We start from the raw sequence: 21,062 nt of genomic DNA, 5'->3' as shown, positions 1-21,062 counted from the left end.
ATTAAAAGGGCTTCATAATTAAATTGATGTTATGTTGCCCTTTATATTTAACATTCAATGTCTTTGAAATTCCTGCAACGCTTCCTTTAAATTTTCCTTCAATGCTAACCAGGGTACTGTCCAGCTTCAAGCCGTGTGCGGAAAGGTATGCGAGATCTATCTTGAGATAGGTTGGAACTTTAAATTCTGAATGGGCAGGAACAAAAAATGAAGTGTCGATTTGTGCTTTGCCCAGCTTCAAGGTGTCAAGGTAAATAACAGCTTCGCCACCTTTAAAGGTGAAACCAAAATTGTTGTGGTTGTAACAGGTGGCCTTGGTCCGAATGGTTGGTTTGTTTCCATCCCATTTGAGCACCTCAACATCGAGGTTGCCAGGCATTCTGAATTCAGGAGTCTTAAATGGACTGCAACCTAGTAGTAGCACACAGCTTACCAGTGTCAGCTTAAGTTGATTGAACATGTTTTTTATAATTGATTATAAGATTATAAAGTATAGGCATAGCTAATCGCAAAAAGGGTGAAAAAAAATAAAAATAATTTCATTCACCCTTTTTTGATATCCGGTCGCCTTTTTATTAAACCAATACTTAATAAACCATGAGAAGAATTCTAATATCGTTGTGTATGCTCCCGCTGGTAGCTTTTACCCAGGAGAAATTTACATTGAAAGGCCAGCTTAGGCCTATTCCGGTTCCAGCTAAAGCTTTTCTGTATTATACCATAAATGGTGTCACCAAAATTGATTCTATAAATATACAGGCGGGTAGTTTTAGTTTTAAGGGTACCCTTACAGAAGTAGCCCAGGCATATCTTAAAATTAAACGCTATCCCGGACCAGGTTCTTCAGTTAAGCGGACGCCTTCTGACCTGCTGGATTTTTACCTGGAGCCTGGGACAACCAATCTAAGCTCAAAAAACGACTCTGTAAGTGGGGCAGTGATAAAAGGGTCTGTTGTTAACAATGATGTCGCAAATTGTAAAGCCCTGGCAGAGCAGATCAGGGGGCGAGGTAATGCAATTGTTGCAGCGTATAAATCCGGAACCCCAGAACAACAAAAAGATAGCACATATACCGCCGGCTTTAATGCCAGGCTGAAAATACTGGATGATGAGATCCAGAAGATCCATCCAAATTTCATGCACAATAACCGCGATGCTTATTATAGCCTTATTTTGTATAAAAACCTGGTGAAAATAGAAAAAGATCCTGCTTATGCCGCTAATGAATTTGACCGATTCTCTGCGCGCTTAAAAGCAAGCCCCTTGGGCAGGAGGATACAGGCTGACATTCATTCAGCAAAAATGCTCGCTCTCGGACAACCTGCTCCGGCTTTTACACAAAACGATGTAAATGGCAATCCGGTACAGTTGGCTAATTTTAGGGGTAAATATGTGCTGCTGGATTTCTGGGCCTCCTGGTGTGGGCCATGCAGAAAGGAAAATCCTAACGTGCTGAAAGTATATGAGAAATACAAAAATAAAAACTTTACGGTACTTGGCCTTTCTTTAGACAATGCAGGCCAGCGAGCAGCTTGGTTGCAGGCAATTAAAGAGGATGGTCTCTGTTGGACACAACTGTCAGATCTTAAAGGGGGAGAGAATGAAGTCGCGCAGCTATATCGGGTAAAAACCATCCCAAGCAATTTTCTCGTTGGCCCTGATGGCAGGATCCTGGCAAAGAATCTTCGTGGAGATGACCTGGAACGTGAAATTTCGAAATTACTGGACAATACAAATCCCAGTAAATAACTACTATTATTTATAAAGGAACACCAACTGTATGTGAATGGCTACCTATTCTAAAATACATGCATTATATGCTGAAAGAATGTACTTTCTTGTCGCAGCAGATTGGAGTATTGTACATTCGATCAGTTATAATGTCCATTCCTTAGTAAGTGGTTTATTGGTTATTTCGTTTTCAAAACCAATAAACTTTAGATTATAATGTAATGCGTGAAAAATTTAGAAAAAAAGATGGATTTGATGCTCAACGTGTAATCGTGCTACCCAAGAAAGTGTTAAAAGTGTGTGAAAGCCATGTTTTGTTGGAAAAATTGTATTTAACAGATATTGGTTTTTATCCAAAAGCGAAATTTCACTATCGGGAAAGAAGTAAAGGGATATCACAAAATATATTGATTTATTGTATAGACGGTAAAGGCTGGGTTTCCTTGCATGAAGGGAAAGTGGAAGTCACCAAAGGTCAGTTTCTAATCCTTCCACGTGATGAACCTCATGTTTATGGTGCGGATGAAGAGTCTCCCTGGTCTATTTTCTGGATACATTTTACAGGAACGCTATCCAGTCATTTGGTCCATAATCTAAAAGAAAACAATAATATTCTTTCACAAACGATATTTTATGACGAGAGAAGGATTGAGACATTTAATAACATCTATAAAACACTTGCCGCCGGGTACAGTCTGGATAAGCTGAATTATGCGACAATGCAATTATGGAGCTTTTTGTCAAGCTTTTGTTATCCAAAATTATTTGCAGGTGAGGAAATCAAAGGGGACGAAATTGACAGGGCCATACAGTATATGCAAGGTAATATATGTAAAAGTATTACACTTCGTGAAATGGCTACTGATCTGAATCGGTCCCCCTCTCATTTTTCGGCTCTTTTTAAGAAGAAAACCGGTTATCCGCCACTTGAGTATTTTAACCACATTAAGATGCAAAAGGCCTGCCAGCAGCTGGCATTTACAGATATCCAAATCAAGGAACTGAGTTGGCAACTTGGTTATAAGGACCAGTTCTATTTTTCCAGGGTATTTCACAAATTTATGGGACAGTCGCCTGTCGAATACCGGAAACGAAAGAAATTCTGATCTGTTCTTTTTTAGCTCATATTAAAAGAACACCAACCGTATGTGAACAGCCGTTTACTATTCTAAAATACATGGATTATATGCTGAAACCATGCACTTTCTTATTGTAGCAGATTGGAGTATTGTACATCCGATCAGTCATTATGTCCATTCTTTAGTAAGCGGTTTATTGGTTATTTAGTTTCCAAAACCAATAAACCAATAAACCAATATGCATGCTAAAAAATCAAACTTAAGAATCGTATTCAATTTGCCTCTTGCCAGGTGTTTGTCACTTCGCACAGATGCCTTGTATCATGGGGAACTCAGGCAAAATCTAATGATAGAAAAATAAAATATAGCGCCTGAATAAAGCGAAACAGAACTACGATAAAAGGGGATAAACCAAACTAAAACTAAATAAATTATGAATGAAAATATCTTTTGTTACTTAAGAGTGAAATACCTGTTTTGTGTTATTTTACTGGGTATCAGTATGCAAAATGCTTTTTCACAAGTGAAAAGTCTTGCTGTCAAAGGAAGGGTAAAAGATACCAATGGACTGGGATTGCCAGGTGTTAGTGTGAAGTTGAAAAACACCAATAGTGGGACAACTACTGACCTTGATGGTAATTATACCATCAAATCACCTGGTAGGGGTATTCTTGTTTTCTCTTTTTTAGGTTATGTGAAAAAGGAAGTAGAGATTAATGGACTCGAAAAGATTGATGTTGTGTTGTCTGAAGATAAGAGTGAACTGAATGAAGTCGTGGTCGTGGCCTATGGACAGCAGAAAAAAGAGAGCATGGTCAGTTCCATTACTGCCATTAATCCTAAAGAATTGAAAGGGCCGACAAGTAACCTGACAACAATGTTAGCTGGTAGGTTATCGGGAGTTGTTGCTTATCAGAGAAGCGGAGAGCCGGGGGCGGATAACGCACAGTTTTTTATCCGCGGAATCACCACATTCGGAAGTGGAAAAGTAGATCCATTGATCCTGATTGATGGTATGGAGTCTACTTCAAATGCCCTGGCCAGGTTGCAGCCAGATGATATCTCCGGGTTTTCTGTATTAAAGGATGCCGCGGCATCTTCACTTTATGGGGCAAGGGGTGCTAACGGTGTTGTGCTGGTGACCACCAAGTCTGGTGCCGACGGAAAAACCAAGTTTAACGTCCGTGCTGAGAATTCTCTATCGTCGAATACACAAAATTTCAAACTGGCCGATAATATTACTTACATGAAACTGGCAAACGAAGCGGTATTGACCAGGGACCGGCTTGGAGAATTGCCTTACCAGCAGAACCAGATCGATCGGACTATTGCTGGCGAGAATCCTCTACTTTATCCTAATAACGACTGGATTGGTTTATTAATTAAGGACTATACGCTTAATCAAAGATTTAATATGAATATGAGCGGTGGCGGGAAAAATGCACAATATTATATTTCAGGTACTTATAATCTGGATAACGGCGTATTAAAGTCTGAACATGGTAATAAATTTGACAACAATATTAAACTGAAAAGCTATGAAGTCCGTTCAAATGTAAATGTTAAACTGACTCCTACTACAGAGGGAATTGTACGGACCTCTGGAAGCTTTGATGATTTTCAGGGGCCGATAGGTGGAGGGGGAAATATATTTCAGGGTGCTATAGCAGCAAATCCGGTAAAGTTCCCTGCTGTTTTTTCCGCGTCGGACCTGCCATATGTGGAACATCCCTTATTTGGAAATGCAAAAATTAGTGAAAGAGGCGATGCAGTGTACTTTAATCCCTATGCCGAAATGGTTTCAGGATTCCAGCAATCAAATGCATCCACATTAAACGTACAGCTTGAAATTAAGCAGGATTTCAAATTCCTTACACCTGGCCTAACCGCAAGGGTAATGGCCTATACGCAACGATATTCTTTCTTCGATGTAAGCAGAAGATACAATCCTTTCTATTACCGGGCAAACGCAACCACTGCTGCAGGCGACAAATATAACCTGGAGTTGTTAAATGAGAAAAATGCAACGGAGTATTTAAATTATTCGGAAGGGGGAAAGACTTTAAATACAGTATCTTATCTGGAGGCAGCGGTTAACTATAACCGCACTTTTTCAGAAAAACACAGCGTTGGAGCACTTTTAGTTACCCAAATGCGAAATTATCTTACTGGCAATGCCGGTAATCTCCAGTCCTCACTTCCATTCCGGAACCAGGGCGTATCCGGAAGATTTACTTATGGTTATGATAACCGGTACCTGCTTGAAGCGAATTTTGGGTTGAACGGTTCTGAGCGGTTTGCTAAAAATAACCGTTACGGGTTTTTCCCTTCTATTGGGGTAGCATGGAATGCATCCAATGAAAAGTTTTTTGACCCGTTGAAAAATGTAGTCTCAAGATTAAAATTCAGGGCGACTTATGGATTGGTTGGTAATGACCAGATTGGTAATACCAACGATCGTTTCTTTTACTTATCGAATGTTAATCTGAAGGATGGAGGGCGTGGATCTTCTTTTGGAACAATTTATAGCTATAGCAAAGAAGGAGTGTCGATTTCCAGGTATTCCAATGACTTGATTACCTGGGAAGAAGCTAAAACGGTTAATCTTGGTATGGACTTGAGCCTGTTCAACAGCATGAATATTATTTTAGATGTTTATAAACAACGCCGGAATAATATTTTAATGAACAGGACATATGTTCCTACAACGATGGGACTTTCGGCAGGCATACAGGCAAATGTCGGCGAAGCCCAAGGTCAGGGCGTTGATCTTTCCGTAGATTACAATAAAAATTTTGGGAATATGTGGGTTCAGGCGAGAGGAACATTTACCTACGCAACCAGTAAATTAATTGTCAATGAAGAACCCAATTACCCTTCAAATTTAGCTTACCTATCCAGAGTAGGGAATTCTCTTAGCCAGAATTATGGATTAATTGCTGAAAGGCTATTTGTGGATGATGAAGAAGTGAAAAATTCTCCGGTTCAGAGCTTCGGTGAGGTAATGGGCGGGGACATTAAATACCGGGATATAAACGGAGACGGGATCATCTCTTCTCTGGATTATGTTCCGCTAGGTTTGCCTTCAACTCCAGAAATAATTTATGGATTTGGATTGTCCTTCGGTTATAAAAAGTTCGACATCAGTGGCTTTTTTCAGGGCTCTGCCAGGTCTTCCTTCTGGATTGATCCAGACAAAATCAGTCCATTTGTTTTAAACGGGGCCTATCAGCACGGTCTTTTAAAAGCGGTAGCTGAAGATCACTGGTCTGAAGAAAAAAGAGACCTTTATGCCTTTTGGCCGCGCTTAAGTCCAAATCTAAACAGGAATAACCTCCAGCCTTCCAGCTGGTGGATGCGTAATGGTTCCTTTTTGCGGTTAAAAACTGTTGAATTGGGTTATAATCTTTCGGGCAAGTCACTAAGTAAAATCGGATTAGGGGCAATCAGACTTTATTGTAATGCCAGTAACTTATTCGTTAAAAGTAGTTTCGACCTGTGGGACCCGGAGATGGGAGGCAATGGTCTGAAGTATCCTGTTCAAAAGGTTTTCAATTTCGGACTAAATGTACAATTCTAACTCAAATAAGAAATTCGATATGAAAAGATATACTATTCGTTTAACCTTTTCGGCAGTATTGCTGATGCTAATAATCAACTCCTGTAAGAAGGGATTTCTGGATGTGGTTCCAGACAATGTATCTACTATAGATCATGCTTTTTCCAATCGAAATGAAGCAGAAAAGTTTTTGTTCACTTGTTACGATGGCTTGCCAAGGGAAGGACATCCGGAAATGAACGCGGGTATGAATACTGGTGATGAGCTATGGATTTACTGGCCAATGCCTACCGGCGAGGACTATTCAAGCTTATCTCCTTATAACATTGCCAGAGGTCTTCAGAATAAAGATGAACCGGAACTGAATTACTGGGATGGCTATGATGGAAGGTCTATGTGGCACGGGATCCGGAACTGTAACATATTTCTTGAAAATATTGATAAGGTTAGAGATCTGGAGCCCTATATGAAGGACCGCTGGGTAGCTGAAGCCAAATTTTTGAAAGCCTATTTTCATTGGTATTTATTCAGAATGTACGGACCTATTCCTATTGTAGATAAGAATTTGCCAATTTCTGCTTCACCAGATGAAGTAAAAGTAAGTAGGCAACCTGTAGATTCTGTGGTAAATTATATCGTTAACCTGTTAGATCAGGCAGCAGCTGGAGAGGGAAGTGTCGGATTGCCGGAAAAGATCCTGAATTTAAGTACGGAACTGGGAAGAATTACCAAACCAACGGCGCTGGCCATAAAAGCGAGAGTACTGGTAACAGCTGCCAGTCCTTTGTTTAACGGGAATCCGGATTTTGGTAATTTGAGGAATCCTAATGGAAATACACTGTTCAATCCCACCTATGATCAGAAAAAATGGGAAAGGGCAGCCGAAGCATGTAAAAAAGCAATTCTTGCTGCAAAAAGTGCTGGCGCAGATCTGTACCGTTTTAATTCCTCTACCACTTCAGTGGATGAGGCTACGAAAATAGAAATGGGTATCCGGAATGCTGTATGTGAAAAGTGGAATACGGAATTGATCTGGGGCACAACTACCAAACCAAATGATACCTGGACTCTGCAATTGTACGCGAGCCCACAGTTAGAATCAAGTGTTGCCAATTCCGGCTTAAAGGGACAGCTTGCGCCGACTTTAAAAATGGCCGAGTTGTTTTATACTGAAAATGGCGTGCCCATCACGGAAGATAAAACCTGGGACTATGCGAATAGGTTCCAGCTTAGAACGAGTACTGCAGCTGATGTCGGTATACAAAATGGTTACCAGTCTGTAGGACTACATTTCGATAGAGAGCCCCGTTTTTATGCGGATATGGCATTTGATGGTTCTACATGGTTTATGAAAAATGGAAATTTTAACATTCAAAGTAAATCAGGACAATATTCAGGAAAGAAACAAAGCCGCATATATTCTGTAACAGGCTATTACACCAAGAAACTGGTAAACTGGGAAATGGTGGCAAGTGCAACAAACATAACCGTAGAGCGCTACCCCTGGCCGGTAATGCGATTGGGGGATCTTTATTTGCTTTATGCTGAGGCACTAAATGAAACAGATAACAAACCACTTGCATTGGAGTACATCAACCTGATCAGGGACCGCGCAGGGCTTAAATCTGTTGAAAGCTCATGGACGAACTTTTCAAAAAATCCTGGTAAATACGCAGATAAGAATGGTTTGCGAGATATTATACAGCAGGAACGTTTAATTGAAATGGCCTTTGAGGGCAGTCGTTTCTGGGATTTAAGACGCTGGAAAAAAGCGGGAGAATTATTAAATCAACCTATTTATGGCTGGGATGTGATCCGGTCTAACTATTCGGATTACAACCGAAGGGTGTTGTTGTTCAATCAAAGCTTTAACAGTCCCAGAGATTATTTCTGGCCTATAAAAGACAATAGTATAACCGTAAATCCTAACCTGGTTCAAAATAGCGGCTGGTAGTAATGACCACAGAAAATTTAATACTTAATCATCGAAAAAGAACGAAAATGAAACGATTAATATATGTGTTATGTGCGGGATTGTTATTCGTAGGAACGAGTGAATCCTGCAAGGAAACCGAAACAGGAACAATTGATAAAAACGATCATCAGGCTCCCGGTCAGCTTAGTAATGCACAGGTTGAAAACTTAAACGGGGCCGCAAAAATAACTTACAGTCTGCCAAATGATAAGGATTTATTGTATGTAAGGGCTGAATATACCAGCAAGCAAGGAGTAGTTCGTGAAACAAAAGTTACCAGGTACCTGGATAATGTGACCTTAGAAGGTTTCGGAGACACTGACGTTTACGAAGCAAAACTATATGCAGTGGATAAGAGTGAGAATGAATCTGCCCCCTTAATTGTAAAAGTACACCCAAAAACACCTCCTTTTGAACTTGTTCAGGATCAGCTTGTAGCTAATGCCGCTTTTGGTGGGCTGGACGTAGCCTATCAGAATGAAACAGAATCCGATTTAGCTATCGTGATCTTAACAAATGATAAACTGGGCAATTTCGTGCCAGTCAGGACGCTGAATACGAAGTCTAAAACAGGAAGTTTTGGCGCAAGGGATCTTCCTGCGGTAGAAACCAGGTTCGGACTGTTGGTGAGAGATCGTTGGGGAAATTTATCAGATACCACCTATGTAACCCTAACACCACTTTATGAAACGAGGCTGGACAGGACAAAAATGGTAGAATCGAACATTCACGGTACCGATGCGAAAAATTATCCTGGAAATGAAGTAAAATATCTTTTTGATGGTGATGTGAGTAACACTACTGCTTATCATACGATTGATCCCGTTACCATGCCACAGTGGTTTACTTTCGATATGGGGCAAACCGCAAAGTTGAGCCGTTTGGCCTGGTTCATGAGGCCAGGGTGGTTTTATGCACTTCATAATCCAAGAAAGGTTGAAATATGGGGTTCAAATAATCCAAGTCCGGATGGAAGTTTTACAAATTGGGTATTGTTAGCTACTCATGAACAGATTAAGCCGTCAGGCTTACCGGCCGGACAAAATTCCAATGCGGATAATGAGGCAGCCCTTCTTGGTGAAACCGTTACTTTTCCAATTGATGCACCTGCAGTCAGATATATCCGGTTCAAGACATTAAAAAACTGGTCTGATGGTGTTTATGTGAATTTTACAGAGTTGGCCATGTGGGGAAATCCACAGCAATAATCAGTGTAATTATAAGTAACAGAAGAAATTATGAAAACGATAAAATATTTGGCCTGCTTTTTTCTTGTAGTTACGGGCGCATGTATCAGCTCCTGTACAAAGGAAGATGATTATAAAGAAATTACCAAAGACGGAGAGATTTACTATCCCGGTAAGGCAGATAGTGTTGCTGCCAATGGCGGCAACAGCAGGATTCAGTTGCAGATTCATTTGGGAAATGATCCACTGGTAACTAAGGTTAAAGCTTTTTGGAATAACCATGCAGATTCGGTGGTAGGAAATGTAGTAAAAACAACCGGTAACGATGTTGTGGAGCTGTTGATCGATAACCTTAGTCAGGGTACCTATTCCTTTGATGTGTATACTTACACCAGCGATAACGCTAAATCGATCGTTAAAAAAGCAACCGGGATGGCATATGGTGATAATTACCTGAAGGCGCTGACTAACCGTACGATTAAAGCGATTAGTTATGCTCAGGATGGAAGTAAAGTTTTTATAGATTGGAACGAAGCAGCTGACGGGGAGAAGTCTATAGAATTAAAATACACGGATGAAGCAGGGGCCACGCAAACTATGATTGTTCCCGTTGGAACAATGAAAACTGAAGTAACAGGATATAGAAGCGATACTAAGCTTACCTACCGGTCAATATATCTTCCGGAACCTCATGCAATTGATGAATTCTCTATAGGATACACCGAAGTAGCACTCCCTTTATTTGAGCGGCAGCTCAGCAAATCAAAATTCAGTCAATATGTGCTGCCAACAGACGCAAGGGATGCCTGGGGCTGGCTGATGTCTTACCTTTGGAACGAAGATTACGGCACGCCGGGTTTTGCCACCACCAATGGGATACCGCAATGGTTTACTTTTGATATGGGAGAATCGGTTTCCATCAGCAGGTTTAAAACCTGGCAGGCTTCGGACAGAATTTACAGGGCCGAGAGTGTGAAAAAATTCGAAATATGGGGCAGCAATAATCCTGCTTCCGACGGATCCTGGACGGGTTGGGAGAAACTCGTTGATTGTCAGTCTGTAAAACCTTCAGGGTTGCCTCTTGGCGAAACGACAGCAGGAGATATCGACTATGCAAAGGCTGGAGAAGAATTTAAATTTCCTGCAGGAACACCCAAGGTTAGATACATTCGGATAAAAGTGCTGGAAACCTGGGGCAATGGCTCATTTATCACCATGGGAGAGCTTAGTTTCTGGACAAGTGATCGAATAACCGAATAATATCAATTTTTAAGCACGTACGACGATAATACAATCCAGAGCAAAAGAAACCAATTTTGCTCTGGAAATTTACACGAAATTCAAACTGGTAAAATATAATGAAATCAACTATGATTAAAAATACGATGACAACACTTTGCTTAGCTCTTGCGGTTCAAGCAACGTTTGGACAAAGTAATGTTACAACATCTAAAATGATTAAGATCGACGGAAATGGTACCGGACGACTTTTTGATGGGGTAGGTGCCGTTAGTGCAGGCTCTTCCTCGAGGTTACTGATTGATTACGCAGATAAATCGAGAAGCGATATATTAGATTACCTCTTCAAACCAAACTTTGGCGCTGGCTTTACTTACCTTAAGACCGAAATTGGTGGGGACGGCAATACTACCTGCGGCTCGGAACCAAGTTTTGCGAGAACAAGGGAAGAAATGCAAAAGCCTCATTACAATAGGGGATTCGAGTACTGGTTAATGCGTGAAGCCGCAAATAGAAATGCGAATATCGAACTCGATGCGCTGGAATGGAGCATGCCCGGATGGTTTAAAGGCATCTGGTCGCAAGACAATGCTGACTATCTGGTGAAGTTTATAGAAGGCGCAAAACATTGGGGGCTTAAGATGAAGTACATTTCTGGTTGCTGGAACGAACGTGATTATAACAGGGACTGGATTGTCAACGTTTTAAGACCAACACTTGATCGAAACGGTTTTAAAGATGTTAAAATAAACGCACCGGAAGGTGCAGGTAAAGCCTGGGAAATCAGTGATTTGCTGGTTAAGGATTCTGTATTTAGGAATACGATTTCATCGATCAGTTACCACTATCCTGATTCCTATATGTGGGGATATAGAGGAGAGGAACCAAATCCCAACTCTGTTTTAACAGAATTGCCATTATGGTCGGGTGAAGATTTTTCATTGCCTGGAGCATCATGGAGAAACACGACATATCTGGCAAAGAACATTTTAAAGTGTTATATCAAATGGAAAATTGTGAAAGTGAACATGTGGTGCCCGATAGCTTCCATGCCTGATATTTCCTGCTTTTCAAATGTTGGAATTATGAAGGGGACTACGCCATGGTCAGGGTATTATGAGGTGTGGCCAACCATTTGGGCAGTAGCACATTTTAACCAGTTTGCCAAACCCGGATGGAAATACTTAGACAGTGGCTGCGGTGAATTAAGTGGTGACGGCGCCTATTGTACCTATAAAAATATGGATGGTAGCAATGACTATAGCATTGTGGTGGTAAGTGGTTCCGAAGCTCAAAAATTAACATTCAATATTGCGGATCTTCCTAAGAACAAGCTCCATGTATGGAAGTCGGACAGCAAAAGCCAGTTTCAGCAACAGGAAGATATTGCTGTAGTCAACGGGGAAATTACGTTATCTGTTGATCCGGAGAGTATTTACACGATTACGACTACAACAGGACAGCAAAAGGGTACACACAGTATCCCTAAAGAGAAAGCTTTCCCAACAAAATACAGTGATAATTTTGATAATTACTCTTTAGAACGAGCACCCCTTTCTCCTAAATACTTTTACGACAATTCAGGTGCTTTTGAGCTTGCTCAATCTGAAGGAAATAATAAATACTTAAGACAGTTGCTCGTAAATGACATCACCCATTGGATTCCAGATGAGTGTGCCTATACTTTTGTTGCGCAAAACACAGAATGGGAGCAGGGGGAAATTTCTTCCGATGTTTTTGTTGAAAATGATGCATTTAATGGAGTTGGCTATGCCGGATTAATTTTGAGAGGCGCCTATGATAAAGTCAATCAATCAAATATTCCGTTCGGTTATCGTTTTAATATCTATAAAGACGGTACCTGGAAACTTCAGACAAAGAAAAATACACTTGCCAGTGGAAATGTAGATGCCAGTAAATGGCATAAACTTAAGCTGACTGGAAAAGGAAACAATATTAAAGGCTATATAGATGGACAGCTAGTTGTTGATGTACAGGACGATACCTATTCAATTGGTGCCGCAGGTTATGTTTCAGGCTTTAATTTTGCCGGGTTCGATAACCTCGTGCTAAACTATACACCGGCTTCAGGTCAATTGCTGTCGGCATGGATGCCTGCTACTTCTCCAATTGATCCGGTAGGCCATAGTCTGATCGGTGCATTTGATGGCAATAGCCTTTCCAAATGGAGCCCGAAAGCTGATGGTACAGAACAGAACCTGGTAGTGGATCTTGGTTCGGTAAAGAAAATCAAAAGATGTGAAACCTTTACGGATTTCGTAGATAAAGGCGTACAATACAAAATTGAGTATTCAACTGACAACGTAAAGTGGTCCGTTTTTGCAGACAAAACCAATAATACAAAAATATCAATTCCGTGTTTTGCAGATCAAGGGAATGCGAAAGCCAGGTGGGTGCGGCTCACACTTTTGCCTGCAAAGGATAAGACGATTGCGGCTATTTATGAATTTAAAGTTTACGGAGATTAATCTCAATCATAAGAATAACTAAAGATTCGAAACAACATATATAATGAAGAGACTGTTAACTGGATTTTGTTTTTGCTATTTCACTTTTTCGAGTGTATTTGCCCAGCAAAAGCCCTTAAAATTGTGGTATAATAAACCAGCGGAAATTTGGGAGGCCACATTGCCGCTGGGCAATGGCAGGTTGGGAATGACGCCAGATGGCGGTGTTTTAAAAGAGAGAATTGTGCTCAACGATATCACTTTGTGGTCTGGAAGTCCACAGGATGCTAACAATTATGAGGCCTATAAAAGCCTTCCTGCTATCAGAGAATTAATTTTGCAGGGTAAAAATGATGAAGCTCAGGCACTGGTAAACAGCAATTTTGTTTGTAAAGGAGAGGGGTCGGCAGGCGAGCGGTGGGGAAAATTTCAAACGATGGGCGCATTGGAAATTGATTTTACTTACAAAGGGGGGCAGCCAGGAAAGCAAGAGGATAGTCAATATCGTCGCGAACTGTTATTAGATCAGGCGACTGCAAACTGTACGTTTACCCGTAACGGTGTAAATTATAAAAGAGAGTACTTTACAAGTTTTGATGATGACGTTAATGTGATCAGGCTAACAGCAGATAAACCCGGGCGACTTAATTGCCAGATTTCTATGAACAGACCTGAACGCTATAGTGTTAAAACAGTGGGCAACGAACTGCAGATGTCCGGTCAGCTCAACAATGGTACTGATGGTAAGGGGATGCGCTATTTAGCAAGGGTGCAGGCAAAATTGAAAGATGGAACTATTCGTCCCGAAAATAATAACCTGGTAATTGAAGATGCGACAGAGGTGTTGATTTATATTTCTGCGGGAACTGATTTCAAGGGTTTTGCTTTCGAAGATAAGACAGGTCAATTTTTGGCTTCAGCAATGAAAAAAAGTTATGACCTACAAAAACGCAGGCATATAACGGCATTCGGCAAGCTCTTCAAACGAGTTTACCTCGATCTTGGCGAAGGCCCGGCAGCAGATTTGCCAACAGATCATCGGATAGCCAATTTTTACGGCAATTTTGATAAGGACCCGTCACTAGCTTCCTTGTTTTTTCAATATGGAAGATACTTGAGTATCAGTAGTACAAGGGTGGGATTGTTGCCACCAAACTTGCAGGGACTGTGGGCCCAGGAAATCAATACGCCATGGAATGGCGATTACCATCTGGATGTAAACGTGCAGATGAATCATTGGCCCCTTGAAGTGGTCAATCTTTCTGAACTGAACCTGCCACTTGCGGAGTTGGTAAAAAGCCTCGTTGAACCGGGAAAGAAAACTGCCAAAGCATATTATAATGCGGAGGGTTGGATTGCACATGTGATTACCAATGTATGGGGATTTACAGAGCCCGGTGAGAACGCTTCGTGGGGGGCATCAAATGCAGGATCAGGGTGGCTATGCAGCAATTTATGGGATCATTATGCTTTTACGAATGACCTGGGTTATCTCAAAAGTATTTATCCGGTATTGAAAGGCTCGGCAGAATTTTATAAAAGCGTATTGGTTAAAGATCCCAAAACAGGATGGATGGTGACTTCACCATCGGTTTCTCCGGAGAATTCTTTTTATATGGCTAATGGCAAGATTGCAAGTATCTGCATGGGGCCGACCATTGATAACCAAATTGTAAGGGAACTTTTTAGTAATGTGATTGCGGCATCAAAACAATTGAAAGTTGATGCAGTATTTAGAAAGGAACTGGAGAGCATGCTGAAGTTGGTGCCTCCGGCTGGAGTGATCAGTAAAGATGGGCGCATACAGGAATGGCTGGAAGATTATAGGGAGACCGAGCCGACCCACCGTCACATATCTCATTTGTATGGCGTTTATCCAGCTCCTTTAATTACGCCTTTATCGACACCGGAACTTGCTGAAGCAGCAAAAAAAACACTTAATATACGTGGTGATAAAAGCACAAGCTGGTCTATTGCTTACAAGATGCTGTTTTGGGCAAGACTACATGATGGCAACAGGGCATTCAAGTTAATCAGGGAAATGTTAAAGCCAGTCGCTGACCCGAATAATATGGGCGGTGGAGGAGGGGTTTATCCGAATTTATTTTCAGCACATCCACCATTTCAAATTGATGGTAATTTTGGTGCCACAGCGGGTATCGCGGAAATGCTCTTGCAAAGCCACGATGGCTGCGTTGATTTATTACCAGCTTTGCCTGATGCCTGGAAAAATGGTGAAGTGAGGGGACTCAAAGCGAGAGGTAATTATACCGTGGATATGAAGTGGAAAGATGGTAAAATTATCAAATATTCCATACGTTCTGCTAAGCCGGAAAAAATTAAGATAAGGCTTAACGGTGCGTACAGCTCATATACCACGCTTAAAAATCCATCGAAAAGCTAATTTTTGTTTCATGCTTCTCCATGGCCCGTTGACCCAGACTTTTTGTTCAAACAAAATAACAAGCGATAAACGTTTGTTCATTGAAATTAAATTATAAAAAATGTTATTAAAAAAGTGCTTTTCCAAATTAGGTTATTATCTATCACTTGTTTGCATTGGCGGTATTATTAGCTCTTCCCTGGCCTGTTTTGCTCAAAAGCAACCTGCTAAATTCTCACCAGTAGCATATGTAAATCCTTATATGGGGAATATTAGTCACCTGCTTGTTCCTACTTACCCTACGGTACATCTTCCCAATAGTTTGCTGCGGGTTTATCCGGAACGATCCGATTTCACGTCGGATAAGATTCACGGGTTGCCCATCGTCGTAACAAGCCATCGGGGTAGCTCTGCATTTAATCTTAGCCCAGTGCAGGGAGACCTCAAAATTGAGGCCCCGGTTGTGGATTATACTTATGATCGCGAAAAGGTTACGCCATTTTCTTATCGTGTTTATCTGGACGAAAATGATATATCGGTTGACTTCGGTGTATCACATCAATCTGCAATCTATGGTTTTAAGTTTAACGGCACTGCGTCGAAGTCACTCTTATTCAATTCAAGAAACGGACAGTTGCAATGGAATGGAAATGGACTGTCGGGAAGTCAGGAAATTGGCAATAATACCAAAGTATACATTTATGCCGAACCCAATGTGAAGCCCATCGCTATTCAAGGCTTTAAAGGTGGGAAGTTATCTTCTGTTAATAGCGTGAAAGGCGAAGATGCTTGTTTGCTATTGAGTTTCAACAAAAATCAGTCGGATATAAAAGTCAGGTACGGAATTTCATTTATTAGCGAAGAGCAGGCCAGGGCTAATCTTAGACGTGAAATAAAGAATTTTGATGTAGAAAGTGTGATCGGCCGGGGTAAAGAAATCTGGAATGATGCTTTAGGGAAAATCAAAGTTGAAGGCGGTACAGAAAATGAAAAACATATATTCTATACCTCACTTTACAGGACATTTGAACGGCCTGTTAATATTTCGGAAGATGGAAGGTACTTTAGTGCATTCGATGGTAATATTCATGATGATAATGGAAAGCCTTTTTTTACAGATGATTGGATTTGGGATTCCTATCGTGCACACCATCCGCTGAACGCTCTCATTGATCCGAAAAAGGAGTCGTACATATTGAATTCCTTTGTTAGCATGGCAGAACAAATGAAGGAGTACTGGCTTCCTACTTTTCCGGAGATAACCGGGGATAGCAGAAGAATGAATTCAAATCATGGGGTAGCTTCTATTCTGGATGCCTATGAAAAAGGAATACGTGGTTTTGACTTGGAAAAGGCATACAAAGCTGCGAAAGGCGCTTTAACGGAAAAAACATTAGCGCCGTGGTCTGCTAAACACGGGGGAAAATTGGAGGAGTTTTTTAATGAAAATGGTTATATTCCTGCATTACATCCAGGAGAAAAAGAAACCATTCCTGAAGTCCATTCCTTTGAAAAAAGGCAACCCGTGGCTGTAACCTTAGGAACCTCCTATGATCTGTGGTGTCTGTCGAAGATTGCAGGGATACTTGGTTACCATAAAGACTATGAGCTTTTTTCAAAACAAGCGTTAAATTACCGTAACCTGTTTAATGAAAAAACTAAATTTTTCCATCCTAAAGACGCCTCGGGTAAATTTATAGAACCCTTTGATTATATTTTTTCCGGCGGATTAGGGGCAAGGGAATACTATGGTGAGAATAATGCATGGATTTATCGTTGGGATGTTCAACATAATATTAAAGATTTGATACAACTGATGGGCGGTAGTAAACAATTTGTTGGTTATTTAGACGAGATGTTTAATGCCTCTCTGGGAACAGCAAAATTCGCATTCTATTCCCAGCTTCCAGATCATACAGGAAATGTCGGACAGTATTCAATGGCAAATGAGCCTTCTTTACATATCCCATATTTATACAATTTTGCCGGGCAACCCTGGAAAACTCAAAAAAGGGTTAGAAGCTTAATCGGTCAATGGTTTAGAAATGATCTTATGGGAATCCCTGGTGACGAAGATGGTGGAGGTCTTTCTTCATTTGTTGTATTATCTCAACTGGGATTCTATCCGGTTACTCCCGGGAATCCAACTTATACAATTGGAACACCTTTTTTTGAAAAAGCTGTAATCAAACTTAACGGTGGACAGGAATTTATTATAGTGGCAAAAGGAGCATCGGAAACCAATAAGTATATTCAATCAGCAAAAATTAATGGCATAGCACTTACTCAACCATGGTTCGACCATAAACAGATTGTTAATGGTGGGAAACTGGAGCTTGAAATGGGGGCAAAGGCGAATAAAAATTGGGGGATTAATCCATAAAGGTTAGACTAACAGCCGCTTTTTTTATCAAAAGCGGCTGTGTTTGGTCATGACTAAATGAGCCTTTAGAGGATATCAGGTCAAATACACACCAGCTCACCAAGGTAAGTGCTATTTCCCTGCAGCTTCCCGTCATTTGAAGCAAAGCTCATATAGCAATGAACAGTATCGCCGGCAAAATTAGGGGGGATGTTAAGCACATAACCTTGCGCATAACGATCGGTTGCTTCAGACATAGAGATAAAGTCTCCTTTACCCGGATTGTAAACCATCACCGTAGCCATATCCGTATACTGGCAATATTTGGATTGTCGTTGCGGAAGCCAGTTAAATTCGATCTGATTGGGTAAAGCCATTATACCCGGACTCTCTGGTTCCAGAATATAGCCCCTGCTGTACATCAGTTTAGGATAATTCAGTTTCAGTCCTGTTTCATCGCTCACAAAAGCATGATCGTAATTATAGGAACAAGCTACATTTACAGGATCTTTTCCTTTCGAATATTTCTTAAAACCCGGTTTAATCAGATGGTCAATATGGCTTAAAAAATTACTAAGCATACCCAGCTTGTCCTGCACTTCCAATTGCGCGGTTGTAGCGGGTTTATTCTTTTTTTTGCGGGGAATTGCAGAAATTACGTTGATATTTCTGTGCATCCGGCCAACGGCAGTTCCGGTTTTGTTGAGCATGGGACCAAGGATCCCTGATTTTAAAATCCCCATATTACAAAGTAGTTAATTCATCGTTCGTTACCACAGGCTTATTAAAAGCCCCCGTATATACGCTGTCAGATACCCGTTTCCTGTCGGCAGAGATAAAGGAGAAATAGGTTTCCATATATGTACCTTTTAAGCTGGGTGGTATTTCCAGATCCGCCATTCCGGAAATTCTGGTGTTTCCGAATATTTCATATTCAGTCCGATTTTCATCAGGAAAATAAGCGAGTAGCATCACCTGATCGGCCGCATCAGGCCAGGCCATCTTTGGATCAGTTTTCCAGGTAAATTGTAATCCCATCGGGGTTTCGCTAACTGCCAGATTTTCTGCTGGTTTTAAATCTCCTTTGCTTAACAAGATCTGCCCGAAGTTGAATTCCAGATTCGGAAAATCCCCTTTAAGTAGACTTTTTTTGTTATGCTTTACTGCCTGATTGTATGCATTGTCTTCAGCAGCTCTGGCTTCAATGCTGAAACCGGTGTCTATAAAATCCCTTACGTCACAAAAAAACGAACTACATGCTTTGGTCAGCAATTGGTTTCGGAGTTGTTTTTCTGAACGAGGTTTTGTGCTTACACCAACTTGTCTGGATACATTTTTCGTGCCCAGCATGTAATAAACAGTATTGCCTACTCGCCCTATAAATGGGCCGTGCAGGCCGTTTGATAAAATTCCCATTAATTAATATTTGGTTAGATAATTAGCTTCATTGCTAATCTATTATCTAAAATAAAGTTTAAGTATTTTAAAATCAATGGTTTGCATTTATGATGACTTTGGTGTGACTAAAGGATAAATAAAGAATAAAGAGACTTTTTCTTTACCCTTGCTTTACCCTTTCTTTAGGGTTCTTTTACCTTAGGGGTAAAGAAAGGGTAAAGCAAGGGTAAAGGAGGGGTAAAGGAAGGGTAAAGCAACCCTTTATTTATTCTTAATTTATTACTTAGTTATTACTTAACTATTACGAAGGAAATCCGATCTACCAAGGTTAGTTTACAGATGAGATAAAATCCTATTTAAAGAAATTAATAGTTATTTATTTTATATTTAAGGAAACATGTTTAAATAATGAATAAGATATATTACTGTCTGGTAGGTTTGGTTAGGTAATATTGGGTTCATACAAAAATAAACACCCGACAAGCTCTTTGGAGTTGTGATAAGACAAGAAAAAGTAAGTTTCAGCCCTTAAACCAATAACATTATTTCTATATTCTATAAAATATTTTTTTAATATTTTTAATTTATTTAGATTTGTATTAACCATTCCCTAGAGGCCTCTGAATATGCACACTTCTAGGGACTTTTTTTTATATGGATTTTTCTAAACCGGCACTCACCGCCGAGCAACATTTGGATCTTGTTATTAATAGAGGATTAAATGTTCAAGACAAAATAAAGGCACTACATTATATTTCGAATATCGGCTACTATAGGCTGTCAGGATACATGTTCCTCTTCAAGTTGCCGATGGATCACATAAATTTAAAAAGGATGTTCCCTTTGAACTCATTATCGACTACTATAATTTCGATCGGAAACTTCGTTTCTTAATCCTTGATTTTATCGAACGAATTGAAGTTGGTTTGAGGGCAATTTTGTGTGACATATATGCATTAAAGTATGGTGCACATTGGTATCTGGATGCAAATCTATTCAAGAATACTGCAGTTCATTCAGATTTTGTAGCCAGAGTAAAATCTTTTTGTGATGAATGTGAATTCCAATTCATTAAGAGTTACAGAATGAAGTATGACACTCCACCGGAACCGCCATGCTGGATGATTATGGAAACGCTAACATTCGGACAACTGAGTGTGCTTTTTGAGAATCTTAAAGGTGGAGTGCAAAAAAGCAATGTCGCTGGTCATTTTAAGGCTGCATCACCAGTACTGGAGTCATGGCTCCAAAGTATCAACTCTCTTCGGAATTTCTGTGTCCATCATTCCAGAATCTGGAACAGGAAATTTGCAATTAAGCCTATTATTCCTGTGAAAGAAGGATGGCGATTTTTGGATAAAATTGAAGATAATACCAATTGGAGGCTTTATGGTATACTAAGCTGCATGATTAAGATGATGGAAAATGTCAATCCTTCCTCGGATTTCAAGCCGAAGTCGAAAGAGCTTTTTAAGGATTACAATCACATTAATATTAATTATGTGGGGTTTCAAGATGATTGGGAAAAGGAACCCATTTGGAGGTAAACTATTTCATTATACCCGATTCACTTTTGATCATGCTGACTACACATAGAAAGAGTGGCCTGCTGTAGGCTTTGTAAGGGCATTAAAAACATGTACTTTACATTCGTACGATACTTTTGAACCGGTAAAGGATT

13 protein-coding genes are annotated in these 21,062 nt (G+C 40.4%); 10 read left to right on the top strand and 3 right to left on the bottom strand.

The genetic code is table 11. The features are described 5' to 3' along the window. Nucleotide 1 precedes the first annotated feature (1 nt). Nucleotides 2-460, bottom strand: a complete 459-nt coding sequence (locus R2Q84_RS19605) for an LEA type 2 family protein (RefSeq protein WP_316818294.1) — start codon at nt 458-460, stop codon at nt 2-4. A gap of 137 nt (nt 461-597) precedes the next feature. Between R2Q84_RS19605 and R2Q84_RS19600 the strand changes: the two genes are divergently transcribed. The 9 genes from R2Q84_RS19600 (at nt 598) to R2Q84_RS19560 (ending at nt 18,004) form a co-directional block, all read left to right on the top strand. Beyond that, on the top strand, nt 598-1,749 hold the full coding sequence (locus tag R2Q84_RS19600) for a TlpA disulfide reductase family protein (protein ID WP_316818293.1): 1,152 nt from the start codon (nt 598-600) through the stop codon (nt 1,747-1,749). 203 nt (nt 1,750-1,952) lie between these two features. Further along, nucleotides 1,953-2,837 (top strand): AraC family transcriptional regulator, encoded by an 885-nt coding sequence (locus R2Q84_RS19595; RefSeq protein WP_316818292.1) that lies wholly within the window; start codon nt 1,953-1,955, stop codon nt 2,835-2,837. A gap of 406 nt (nt 2,838-3,243) precedes the next feature. Beyond that, the gene (locus R2Q84_RS19590; RefSeq protein WP_316818291.1) at nt 3,244-6,390 is read left to right on the top strand and encodes a TonB-dependent receptor; all 3,147 of its coding nucleotides are present in this window, start codon (nt 3,244-3,246) and stop codon (nt 6,388-6,390) included. Nucleotides 6,391-6,409: 19 nt separating this feature from the next. Beyond that, complete coding sequence (locus tag R2Q84_RS19585; RefSeq protein WP_316818290.1) at nt 6,410-8,323, top strand: RagB/SusD family nutrient uptake outer membrane protein; 1,914 nt, start codon at nt 6,410-6,412, stop codon at nt 8,321-8,323. A 47-nt stretch (nt 8,324-8,370) separates the two neighbouring features. Further along, nucleotides 8,371-9,552 (top strand): DUF5000 domain-containing lipoprotein, encoded by a 1,182-nt coding sequence (locus tag R2Q84_RS19580; protein ID WP_316818289.1) that lies wholly within the window; start codon nt 8,371-8,373, stop codon nt 9,550-9,552. Between the two features lie 30 nt (nt 9,553-9,582). After that, entirely contained in the window at nt 9,583-10,791 is a 1,209-nt protein-coding gene (locus R2Q84_RS19575; RefSeq protein WP_316818288.1) for a DUF4998 domain-containing protein, read from the top strand. A gap of 98 nt (nt 10,792-10,889) precedes the next feature. Then, a complete protein-coding gene (locus R2Q84_RS19570) occupies nt 10,890-13,259 on the top strand; it encodes a discoidin domain-containing protein (RefSeq protein ID WP_316818287.1) in 2,370 nt (789 codons plus the stop codon). Between the two features lie 43 nt (nt 13,260-13,302). Then, a complete protein-coding gene (locus tag R2Q84_RS19565; RefSeq protein ID WP_316818286.1) occupies nt 13,303-15,642 on the top strand; it encodes a glycoside hydrolase family 95 protein in 2,340 nt (779 codons plus the stop codon). A 100-nt stretch (nt 15,643-15,742) separates the two neighbouring features. Further along, a complete protein-coding gene (locus R2Q84_RS19560) occupies nt 15,743-18,004 on the top strand; it encodes a GH92 family glycosyl hydrolase (RefSeq protein ID WP_316818285.1) in 2,262 nt (753 codons plus the stop codon). An 80-nt stretch (nt 18,005-18,084) separates the two neighbouring features. On the opposite strand, the gene R2Q84_RS19555 is transcribed toward R2Q84_RS19560, so the two are convergent. Further along, nucleotides 18,085-18,726 (bottom strand): DUF6266 family protein, encoded by a 642-nt coding sequence (locus R2Q84_RS19555; protein WP_316818284.1) that lies wholly within the window; start codon nt 18,724-18,726, stop codon nt 18,085-18,087. 1 nt (nt 18,727) lies between these two features. Further along, nucleotides 18,728-19,399 (bottom strand): DUF6266 family protein, encoded by a 672-nt coding sequence (locus tag R2Q84_RS19550; RefSeq protein ID WP_316818283.1) that lies wholly within the window; start codon nt 19,397-19,399, stop codon nt 18,728-18,730. Nucleotides 19,400-20,166: 767 nt separating this feature from the next. Here R2Q84_RS19550 and R2Q84_RS19545 point away from each other — a divergent pair. Next, nucleotides 20,167-20,928 carry an Abi family protein gene (locus R2Q84_RS19545; RefSeq protein WP_316818334.1) on the top strand — a complete coding sequence of 254 codons (762 nt, stop codon included), beginning with the start codon at nt 20,167-20,169 and terminating at the stop codon, nt 20,926-20,928. The last annotated feature ends 134 nt before the right edge of the window (nt 20,929-21,062 follow it).

Origin of the sequence: Pedobacter nyackensis (assembly GCF_032678475.1) — a bacterium.
In the GTDB taxonomy this organism is placed as follows: domain Bacteria; phylum Bacteroidota; class Bacteroidia; order Sphingobacteriales; family Sphingobacteriaceae; genus Pedobacter; species Pedobacter nyackensis_A.
Note: the sequence above shows the minus strand (reverse complement) of the source record. Positions and strands in the feature narration are given on the sequence as shown.

Excerpts from the sequence above, each read along its gene's own strand:
- R2Q84_RS19605 (WP_316818294.1), bottom strand. The coding sequence starts at position 460 with ATGTTCAATCAACTTAAGCTGACACTGGTAAGCTGTGTGCTACTACTA.
- R2Q84_RS19600 (WP_316818293.1), top strand. The coding sequence starts at position 598 with ATGAGAAGAATTCTAATATCGTTGTGTATGCTCCCGCTGGTAGCTTTT.
- R2Q84_RS19595 (WP_316818292.1), top strand. The coding sequence starts at position 1,953 with ATGCGTGAAAAATTTAGAAAAAAAGATGGATTTGATGCTCAACGTGTA.
- R2Q84_RS19590 (WP_316818291.1), top strand. The coding sequence starts at position 3,244 with ATGAATGAAAATATCTTTTGTTACTTAAGAGTGAAATACCTGTTTTGT.
- R2Q84_RS19585 (WP_316818290.1), top strand. The coding sequence starts at position 6,410 with ATGAAAAGATATACTATTCGTTTAACCTTTTCGGCAGTATTGCTGATG.
- R2Q84_RS19580 (WP_316818289.1), top strand. The coding sequence starts at position 8,371 with ATGAAACGATTAATATATGTGTTATGTGCGGGATTGTTATTCGTAGGA.
- R2Q84_RS19575 (WP_316818288.1), top strand. The coding sequence starts at position 9,583 with ATGAAAACGATAAAATATTTGGCCTGCTTTTTTCTTGTAGTTACGGGC.
- R2Q84_RS19570 (WP_316818287.1), top strand. The coding sequence starts at position 10,890 with ATGAAATCAACTATGATTAAAAATACGATGACAACACTTTGCTTAGCT.
- R2Q84_RS19565 (WP_316818286.1), top strand. The coding sequence starts at position 13,303 with ATGAAGAGACTGTTAACTGGATTTTGTTTTTGCTATTTCACTTTTTCG.
- R2Q84_RS19560 (WP_316818285.1), top strand. The coding sequence starts at position 15,743 with ATGTTATTAAAAAAGTGCTTTTCCAAATTAGGTTATTATCTATCACTT.
- R2Q84_RS19555 (WP_316818284.1), bottom strand. The coding sequence starts at position 18,726 with ATGGGGATTTTAAAATCAGGGATCCTTGGTCCCATGCTCAACAAAACC.
- R2Q84_RS19550 (WP_316818283.1), bottom strand. The coding sequence starts at position 19,399 with ATGGGAATTTTATCAAACGGCCTGCACGGCCCATTTATAGGGCGAGTA.